This window comes from Streptomyces sp. NPDC059456, assembly GCF_042750055.1.
Lineage (GTDB): Bacteria > Actinomycetota > Actinomycetes > Streptomycetales > Streptomycetaceae > Streptomyces.
In genome coordinates this window covers 1-9,192 of record NZ_JBHYVA010000270.1, presented here as the reverse complement: position 1 = coordinate 9,192, position 9,192 = coordinate 1, and the positions used below count along the sequence as shown (strand labels likewise).

Genomic DNA, 9,192 nt, shown 5'->3' with positions numbered 1-9,192 from the left:
CGTGGCCACGGGGCTGCCCAGCAGGGGGGTGGCGAACACCCCGTACACGGACACACCCGAGGCGCCCGGGCCCCGGCGCGGCGACGCCGCGCCGCTGGTCGCGGCCGACGGCGCCGTCGTCGGGCGGGCGCTGCGCACGCAGGACGGGATCAAGCCGGTGTACGTCTCCGTGGGCCACCGGGTCTCGCTCGACAACGCCTGCGCCCACGCGCTCGCGCTGAGCCCCCGTTTCCGGATCCCCGAGTCCACGCGGCACGCCGACTCGCTGTGCAGGCGGGCCCTGCGCGAAGCCTCCTGACCCCCGACGCCGCCCCCCGACGCAGGCACCCCCCGACGCAGGCCCCCCGACACCGGCCGCGCCCCGGCGCCCCCGGCCCTTACCGCACCGGCGCCCCCGGCCCTTACCGCACCGCCACCACCCGGAAGCGGATGCCGGCCTTCTGGAGGCGGTCCAGCAGGGCGTCGCCCATCGCCACCGCGGTGGTGAGCTGGCCGGCGCGCTCCGGCAGGGCGTCGTACGCGAGGCACAGCGCCGATTCCGCCAGCATCTTGGCGGTCTCGCCGTAGCCCGGGTCGCCGCCCGAGACCTCGGTGAACACGCGGCGGCCGCCGCCCTCGCCCACGAAGCGGACCGTGAACCAGCTGCGTGCCCGGCGCTCCGCGTCCGGCCCGCTGCCCGGCTGCCAGCGGCCCATCAGCCACCGTCGCGCCGCCGGGAGCTGGGCCATGGCCACCGTCGCGCCGATCGCGGCCACACCGCCGACGGCGACCGGGAGGTGCTTGACCGAGGCGTACTGCCGGTAGCGGAAGTCCGGGCCGTACCGCTCCAGCGCCGCCGCCGAGCGGGTCACGACGCGGGGGTCCAGGGTCGGCAGCGGCAGCGCCCAGGTGCCGGTCTCCCGGCTGTACCGCGGTGCGCCGAGGGGGCCGCGTACGCGCCGCTCCGGCAGCCGGGGCTCGTGCAGGCGGCGCTCGTGCGCGGCGGCCAGCGTCTGTGTTCCGCGGCCCATGGCCGTCAGGGCGGAGGCGAGGGTCCCGCCGGAGAAGGCGGCGTTGGACCGCATGAACCCGTCCACCCGGAGCGGGACGCCGTCCGGCAGCTGTCCCACGGTGAAGTACGCGCCGAGGTCGGCCGGGATCGAGTCGAAGCCGCAGGCGTGCACCAGGCGCGCGCCGCTCTCCCGGGCCCGGGCGTCGTGCCGGACGTACGTCCGGTCCACGAACTCCGGCTCGCCGGTGAGGTCCACGTAGTCCGTGCCGGCCTCCGCGCAGGCGGCGACGAGCTCCGCGCCGTACAGGACGTACGGTCCGACGGTGGTGGCCAGGACCCGGGTGGAGGCGGCGAGTTCCCGTACGGCGGTCGCGTCCGCGGCGTCCACGCGCAGCAGTGGGAGCGACGCGCAGCCGGGGTGGAGTGCGGCCAGGCGTTCGCGCAGCCGCTCCAGTTTCCCGAGGTCGCGGCCGGCGAGGGCCCACCGGCAGTCGGCGGGGGCGTGCGCGGCGAGGTACTCGGCGGTGAGGGCTCCGACGAACCCGGTCGCCCCGAAGAGCACCACGTCATGGGGCCGGCCCGTGTCCCCGTCCCGGTGCGCGTCCCCGTCCCGGCCCGTGTCCCGGTCCCGTTCGTGTCCCGCGGCTCCGTCGGTCTGCCGAACCTCTTCGTCCATCAGGGCTCCTCCCCGCTGCTGTCGGTGGCCGAGGCTAGCGCGCGGCGCGTGCCGGACGAACAGCGCCTCGCGGCCGGCCGGACTGCCGTGACCGGAGGTCGGCGCTAGCGTGAGGACCGACTGCGAGTGCGAGCAGGTGCGACCTGTGCCGAGCGGAGGCGTCCATGAGGACTGCGGTGCGCAAGTGGGAGGCGGTGCGGGAGTTTGCCCGGGGACTGCCGGAGGCCGCGGAGGAATTCCCCTGGGGTCCCGAGGACTGCGTGGTGAAGGTCAACAAGAAGATCTTCGTGTTCCTGGGCAACGCCGACGGCCCCCGGCCGCCGGGAATCTCCGTGAAGCTCAAGGACGAGGCGCTGCACGGCCATGCCATGACCGCGCCCGGGGCGGAGCCGACCGGGTACGGGCTGGGGAAGGCCGGATGGGTCTCGCTGCCGTTGGGGGAGAAGGGTGCGCCCTCCCTCGACGTGTTGTGCGAGTGGGTCGAGGAGAGCTACCGCACGGTCGCCCTCAAACGGCACCTGAAGGAACTCGACGCACGAAACGAGTCAACCGGCTAAGCGGTTGCTCTTGTGCTGAGTGGAACGCGTTCCTAGCATCGCTGGTGTTACATCGGTTGTGTCACACAGGTGGCGGCGGTGGCGCCGGGGATGCTGGGGGCTCGATGGCAGTGACAGGGAACGTGCCCGGCAGCGGCCCGCTCGCGGGCGTGCGCGTCGTCGAACTGGCGGGCATCGGCCCGGGCCCGTTCGCCGCCATGCTCCTCGCCGACCTGGGCGCGGACGTCGTACGGGTGGACCGCCCCGGCGGCGGCGCCCTCGCGGTCGACCCGGCCTACGACGTCACCAACCGCGGCAAGCGCTCCGTCCTGATCGACCTGAAGGCAGCCGGCGGTCCCGCCCGCGTGCTGGATCTGGTCGAGCGGGCCGACGTGCTGATCGAGGGGCTGCGCCCCGGGGTCGCGGAGCGGCTCGGCGTCGGCCCCGCCGACTGCCACGCCCGGAACCCCGGGCTGGTCTACGGCCGGATGACGGGCTGGGGCCAGGACGGCCCGCTCGCGCACACCGCCGGGCACGACATCGCGTACATCGCCGTCACCGGCGCCCTCGGCATGATCGGGAACCCGGGCGAGCCGCCGGCCGTCCCCGCGAACCTGGTCGGGGACTACGCGGGCGGCTCGCTGTACCTGGTCATCGGCGTCCTCGCGGCCCTCCGGCACGCGCAGACCCCCGGCGGCGCGGGCCAGGTCGTGGACGCGGCCATCGTCGACGGCACCGCACACCTCACCGCCATGATCCACGGGATGATGGCGGCCGGCGGCTGGCAGGACCGGCGCGGGGCCAACCTCCTCGACGGCGGCTGCCCCTTCTACGGCACGTACGAGACCTCCGACGGCGGGTACATGGCGGTCGGCGCCCTGGAGCAGCAGTTCTACGACACCTTCGTCGAGCTGCTCGGCATCGGGGAACAGGCCCCGGCCCGCAAGGACGTGGCCCGCTGGGGCGAGCTCCGCGAGACGGTCGCCGCCCGCTTCAAGTCCCGTACGCGCCAGGAGTGGACGGTGGTCTTCGAGGGCTCCGACGCCTGCGTGGCGCCCGTACTGTCCCTCGGCGAGGCGCCGCTCCACCCGCACCTGGCCGCCCGCGGGACCTTCACCGAGTCCGGCGGGATCACCCAGCCCGCCCCCGCCCCGCGGTTCTCCGCGACCCCGACCCGCGTCACCTCCGGACCCGCCCGGCCGGGAGCGCACACCGAGTCCGTGGCCGCCGACTGGGACGTGCCGGCCCTGCTCACGAAGGACGACTGATGGAACTGTCCATGATGCTGGACTACGCGGGGGACCCGCGCCGGGCCGCCGACGAGGCGGCGGCGCTGGAGGCGGCCGGGCTCGACGCCGTGTGGGTCGCCGAGGCCTGGGGCTTCGACTCCCCGACGATCATGGGCTATCTGGCGGCCCGTACCGAGCGGATGAAGATCGGCTCGGCCATCCTCAACGTCTACTCCCGCACGCCCGCCCTCATCGCCCAGACGGCGGCCGGACTCGACGCGGTCTCCGGCGGCCGCGCGCTCCTGGGCCTGGGCGCCTCCGGCCCGCAGGTCGTCGAGGGCTGGCACGGGAAGCCGTACGACAAGCCGCTCGGCCGGACCCGGGAGACCGTCGAGCTGTGCCGCCGGATCTGGCGCCGCGAGACGATCGACCACCACGGCATCACCGACATGCCCCTGCCGCCCGAGAAGGGCGGCCGGCACGGCAAGCCGCTGAAGATCCTCACCCGGCCGGTGCGCGACGCGGTCCCCGTCCACATCGCCTCGCTCGGTCCCGCCAACGTGCGGATGACGGCCGAGATCGCCGACGGCTGGCTGCCCACCCTGTTCATCCCGGAGAAGGCCCGCGCGGTGTGGGGGAGCGCCCTCGCCGAGGGCGCGGCCCTGCGCGACCCCGGGCTCGGCCCGCTGCAGACCGTGGCGGGCGGACTCCTCGCGATCGGCGAGGACGCGGCCGCCGTACGGGACCTCGCGCGCCCGCAGATCGCGCTGTACGTCGGCGGCATGGGCGCCGTCGGCAAGAACTTCTACAACGACCTCGCCGTCGCCTACGGGTACGAGGAGGAGGCCCGGAAGATCCAGGAGCTCTACCTCTCCGGCCGCAAGCGCGACGCCGCGGCGGCCGTCCCGGACGAGTTCTGCGAACTCATGACGCTGTGCGGGCCCGAGGGCTACGTGCGCGAGCGCGTCGAGGCCTTCCGGGAGGCCGGCGTCACCATGCTCAACGTCACACCCGTCGGTGCCGAGCCGGCCCGGCTGATCGAAACCGTCAAGAGCTGGCTCTAGGGGGCCCCGATGCAACGCCGCATCTTCGACGCCGACCACGAGGCGTTCCGCGAAACGGTCCGCACCTTCCTCACCAAGGAGGTGCTGCCGCACTACGAGCAGTGGGAGAAGGACGGCATCGTCAGCCGCGAGGCCTGGCGTGCCGCCGGCCGGCAGGGCCTGCTGGGCCTGGCCGTCCCCGAGGAGTACGGGGGCGGCGGGAACACCGACTTCCGGTACGCCGCCGTGATCGCCGAGGAGTTCACCCGGGCCGGCGCGGCGGGCCTCGCGATCGGCCTGCACAACGACGTCATCGGCCCGTACCTGACCTCGCTCGCCACCGAGGAGCAGAAGCGGCGCTGGCTGCCCGGCTTCTGCTCCGGCGAGACCATCACGGCGATCGCGATGACCGAACCGGGCGCGGGCTCCGACCTCCAGGGGATCCGGACCAGCGCGGAGGACCGGGGCGACCACTGGGTGCTCAACGGCTCCAAGACCTTCATCTCCAACGGCATCCTCGCCGACCTGGTGATCGTGGTCGCCAAGACCACCCCGGAGGGCGGGGCGCACGGCCTGTCGCTGCTGGTCGTCGAGCGGGGCACCGAGGGCTTCGAACGCGGCCGCAACCTCGACAAGATCGGCCAGAAGGCGCAGGACACCGCCGAGCTGTTCTTCCACGACGTGCGCGTCCCCAAGGAGAACCTGCTGGGCGAGCTGAACGGCGCCTTCGTGCACCTGATGACCAACCTCGCGCAGGAGCGGATGGGCATCGCGATGGCCGGCATCGCCGCCGCCGAGCACCTGCTGGAGATCACCACCCGGTACGTGAAGGAGCGCGAGGCCTTCGGGCGGCCGCTCTCCAAGCTCCAGCACATCCGGTTCGAGATAGCGGAGATGGCCACCGAGTGCGCCGTCACCCGCACGTTCCTGGACCGCTGCATCGTCGACCACTCCAACGGCGAGCTGGACCACGTCCACGCCTCGATGGCCAAGTGGTGGGCGACGGAACTCCAGAAGCGGGTCGCCGACCGCTGCCTGCAACTGCACGGCGGATACGGCTACATGAGCGAATATCCGGTCGCCCGGGCCTTCACCGACGGCCGCATCCAGACCATCTACGGCGGCACGACCGAGATCATGAAAGAGATCATCGGCCGTTCCCTGCTCGGATAACTCCCCCTCGAAAGGCTTGACCAGTGAGCACCGAAGCTTACGTATACGACGCGATCCGCACGCCGCGCGGCCGCGGCAAGGCCAACGGCGCCCTGCACGGCACCAAGCCGATCGACCTGGTCGTCGGCCTCACCCACGCGCTGCGCGAGCGCAACCCCGGCCTGGACCCGGCCACCATCGACGACATCGTCCTCGGCGTGGTCGGCCCGGTCGGCGACCAGGGCTCCGACATCGCCCGCATCGCGGCCATCGCCGCAGGGCTCCCGGACACCGTCGCCGGTGTACAGGAGAACCGCTTCTGTGCCTCGGGCCTGGAGGCCGTCAACCTGGCCGCCGCCAAGGTCCGCTCCGGCTGGGAGGACCTCGTCCTCGCGGGCGGCGTGGAGTCCATGTCCCGCGTCCCGATGGCCTCCGACGGCGGCGCCTGGTTCAACGACCCGATGACCAACTGGGACACCGGCTTCGTCCCCCAGGGCATCGGCGCCGACCTGATCGCCACCATCGAGGGCTTCTCCCGCCGCGACGTGGACGAGTACGCCGCCCTCTCCCAGGAGCGGGCCGCCGCCGCCATCAAGGACGGCCGCTTCGCGAAGTCCGTGGTCCCGGTCACCGACCGCAACGGCCTGGTCGTCCTGGAGCACGAGGAGTTCGTCCGTCCCGGCACCACCGCCGACACCCTCGCGGGGCTCAAGCCGTCCTTCGCGGACATCGGCGACCTCGGCGGCTTCGACGCCGTCGCCCTGCAGAAGTACCACTGGATCGAGAAGATCGACCACGTCCACCACGCCGGCAACTCCTCCGGCATCGTCGACGGCGCCTCGCTCGTCGCCATCGGCACCCGCGAGGCCGGCGAGCGCAACGGCCTGGCGCCCCGCGCCCGCATCGTGTCGGCCGCCGTGTCCGGCTCCGAGCCCACCATCATGCTCACCGGCCCCGCCCCGGCCACCCGCAAGGCCCTCGCCAAGGCCGGCCTGACCATCGACGACATCGACCTGATCGAGATGAACGAGGCCTTCGCCGGCGTCGTCCTGCGCTTCGTCAAGGACATGGGCGTCTCCCTCGACAAGGTCAACGTCAACGGCGGCGCGATCGCGCTCGGCCACCCGCTCGGCGCCACCGGCGCGATGCTGCTCGGCACCGTCATCGACGAACTGGAGCGCCAGGACAAGCGCTACGGGCTCGTCACCCTCTGCGTCGGCGGCGGCATGGGCGTCGCCACCGTCGTCGAGCGCCTCTGAACCCGTCCTGAACCCTGATCCCGCCTCCGATACGAAAGCAGTGACCATGAGCGAGTCCACCACGATCCGCTGGGAACAGGACGAGACCGGCGTCGTCACCCTGACCCTCGACGACCCCAACCAGTCCGCCAACACGATGAACCAGGCCTTCAAGGACTCCATCGCGGCGATCGCCGACCGCGCCGAGGCCGAGAAGGACTCCATCCGCGGCATCATCTACACCTCCGCCAAGAAGACCTTCTTCGCGGGAGGCGACCTCAAGGACATGATCGGGCTGCGCCCCGAGCACGCACAGGTCGCCTTCGACACCGGCACCGAGATCAAGCGATCGCTGCGCCGCATCGAGACCCTCGGCAAGCCCGTCGTCGCCGCCGTCAACGGCGCCGCCCTGGGCGGCGGGTACGAGATCTGCCTCGCCTCCCACCACCGCGTCGCCCTCGACGCCCCCGGCTCCAAGATCGGCCTGCCCGAGGTCACCCTCGGCCTGCTCCCGGCCGGCGGCGGCGTCACCCGTACCGTGCGCCTGATGGGCATCGCCGACGCGCTGCTCAAGGTGCTGCTCCAGGGCACCCAGTACAACCCGCAGCGCGCCCTGGACAACGGCCTCGTGCACGAACTGGCCGCCACCCCCGAGGAGATGCTCGCCAAGGCCCGCGCCTTCATCGACGCGAACCCCGAGTCCAGGCAGCCCTGGGACGTTCCCGGCTACAAGATCCCCGGCGGTACGCCGTCCAACCCGCGCTTCGCCGCCAACCTCCCGGCGTTCCCCGCCAACCTGAAGAAGCAGCTGAACGGCGCCCCGTACCCGGCCCCGCGCAACATCCTGGCCTGCGCCGTCGAGGGCGCCCAGGTGGACTTCGAGACCGCGCTGACCATCGAGGCCCGCTACTTCACCGAGCTGGTCACCGGGCAGACCGCCAAGAACATGATCCAGGCGTTCTTCTTCGACCTCCAGGCCGTCAACGCCGGCCGCAGCCGCCCGCAGGGCATCGAGCCGCGACAGGTCCGCAAGGTCGCCGTCCTCGGCGCCGGCATGATGGGCGCCGGCATCGCGTACTCCTGCGCCCGCGCGGGCATCGAGGTGGTGCTCAAGGACGTCACCCCCGAGGCCGCGGCCAAGGGCAAGGCGTACTCCGAGGGCCTGCTCGACAAGGCGTTCGCCCGCGGCCGTACGACCGAGGCCCAGCGCGCCGAACTCCTCGCCCGGATCACGCCGACCGCCGAGGCCGCCGACCTGGCCGGCTGCGACGCCGTCATCGAGGCCGTCTTCGAGGACACCTCCCTCAAGCACAAGGTGTTCCAGGAGATCCAGGACGTCATCGCCCCGGACGCACTGCTGTGCTCCAACACCTCCACGCTGCCCATCACGGGCCTCGCGGAAGGCGTTTCGCGCCCCGAGGACTTCATCGGACTGCACTTCTTCTCGCCCGTCGACAAGATGCCGCTCGTGGAGATCATCAAGGGTGAGCGCACCGGCGACGAGGCCATCGCCCGCGCCTTCGACCTCGTACGGCAGATCAACAAGACCCCGATCGTGGTCAACGACTCGCGCGGGTTCTTCACCTCGCGCGTCATCGGCCAGTTCATCAACGAGGGCGTGGCGATGGTCGGCGAGGGCATCGAGCCCGCGTCCGTCGAGCAGGCCGCCGCCCAGGCCGGCTACCCGGCCAAGGTGCTCTCCCTGATGGACGAGCTCACCCTCACCCTCCCGCGCAAGATCCGCAACGAGACCCGCAAGGCCTTCGAGGCCGAGGGCCGCACCTGGACCGCGCACCCCGCGGACGCGGTCATCGACCGGATGGTCGACGAGTTCGGCCGCCCCGGCCGCAGCGGCGGAGCCGGGTTCTACGCGTACGACGAGGCCGGCAAGCGCGCCGGCATCTGGCCCGGCCTGCGCGAGCACTTCGCCAGGCCGGACGCGGAGATCCCCTTCGAGGACATGAAGGAGCGGATGCTGTTCTCCGAGGCCCTGGACACCGTCCGCTGCCTCGACGAAGGCGTGCTGACCTCGATCGCCGACGCCAACATCGGCTCCATCATGGGGATCGGCTTCCCGGCCTGGACCGGCGGCGTGATCCAGTACATCAACGGCTACGAGGGCGGCCTGCCCGGCTTCGTAGCCCGCTCCCGCGAACTGGCCGAGAAGTACGGCGAGCGCTTCACCCCGCCGGCCTCGCTGGTCGAGAAGGCCGGGCGCGGCGAGACGTACGCCGACTGACCGCGGCGCGGGCGGTGTTCACCCGGAGCCCGCGGGGGGGGGGGGGGGCGCGGGGGGGCGGGGGTGGGGGGGGGGTGAGAACAAACAC

Annotated in this window: 8 protein-coding genes; 7 read left to right on the top strand and 1 reads right to left on the bottom strand. The window is 72.6% G+C overall.

Annotation, left to right across the window (positions count from 1 at the left end; all coding sequences use genetic code 11):
* Positions 1-298, top strand: a 298-nt coding sequence (locus tag ACFXA3_RS22755) for an endonuclease V (RefSeq protein ID WP_385189372.1), incomplete at its 5' end; no start/stop codon positions are given.
* A 103-nt stretch (positions 299-401) separates the two neighbouring features.
* Here ACFXA3_RS22755 and ACFXA3_RS22750 read toward each other — a convergent pair.
* Positions 402-1,667, bottom strand: coding sequence for a saccharopine dehydrogenase family protein (locus ACFXA3_RS22750; RefSeq protein ID WP_385189369.1), 1,266 nt, complete (start codon positions 1,665-1,667; stop codon positions 402-404).
* Positions 1,668-1,831: 164 nt separating this feature from the next.
* Between ACFXA3_RS22750 and ACFXA3_RS22745 the strand changes: the two genes are divergently transcribed.
* The 6 genes from ACFXA3_RS22745 to ACFXA3_RS22720 all read left to right on the top strand — a co-directional run bounded on the left by ACFXA3_RS22745 (position 1,832) and on the right by ACFXA3_RS22720 (position 9,104).
* A complete protein-coding gene (locus tag ACFXA3_RS22745; protein ID WP_385189367.1) occupies positions 1,832-2,224 on the top strand; it encodes an MmcQ/YjbR family DNA-binding protein in 393 nt (130 codons plus the stop codon).
* Positions 2,225-2,328: 104 nt separating this feature from the next.
* Positions 2,329-3,471: a CaiB/BaiF CoA transferase family protein gene (locus tag ACFXA3_RS22740; protein ID WP_385189366.1), complete on the top strand. Its 1,143-nt coding sequence runs from the start codon at positions 2,329-2,331 to the stop codon at positions 3,469-3,471.
* The gene (locus ACFXA3_RS22735) at positions 3,471-4,496 is read left to right on the top strand and encodes an LLM class F420-dependent oxidoreductase (protein ID WP_385189363.1); all 1,026 of its coding nucleotides are present in this window, start codon (positions 3,471-3,473) and stop codon (positions 4,494-4,496) included. The genes ACFXA3_RS22740 and ACFXA3_RS22735 overlap by 1 nt, the downstream gene beginning before the upstream one ends.
* Before the next feature lie 9 nt (positions 4,497-4,505).
* Positions 4,506-5,648: an acyl-CoA dehydrogenase family protein gene (locus ACFXA3_RS22730; protein WP_385189361.1), complete on the top strand. Its 1,143-nt coding sequence runs from the start codon at positions 4,506-4,508 to the stop codon at positions 5,646-5,648.
* Positions 5,649-5,671: 23 nt separating this feature from the next.
* Positions 5,672-6,886, top strand: coding sequence for an acetyl-CoA C-acetyltransferase (locus tag ACFXA3_RS22725; RefSeq protein WP_385189359.1), 1,215 nt, complete (start codon positions 5,672-5,674; stop codon positions 6,884-6,886).
* 46 nt (positions 6,887-6,932) lie between these two features.
* Entirely contained in the window at positions 6,933-9,104 is a 2,172-nt protein-coding gene (locus tag ACFXA3_RS22720) for a 3-hydroxyacyl-CoA dehydrogenase NAD-binding domain-containing protein (protein ID WP_385189356.1), read from the top strand.
* Positions 9,105-9,192: the final 88 nt, after the last annotated feature.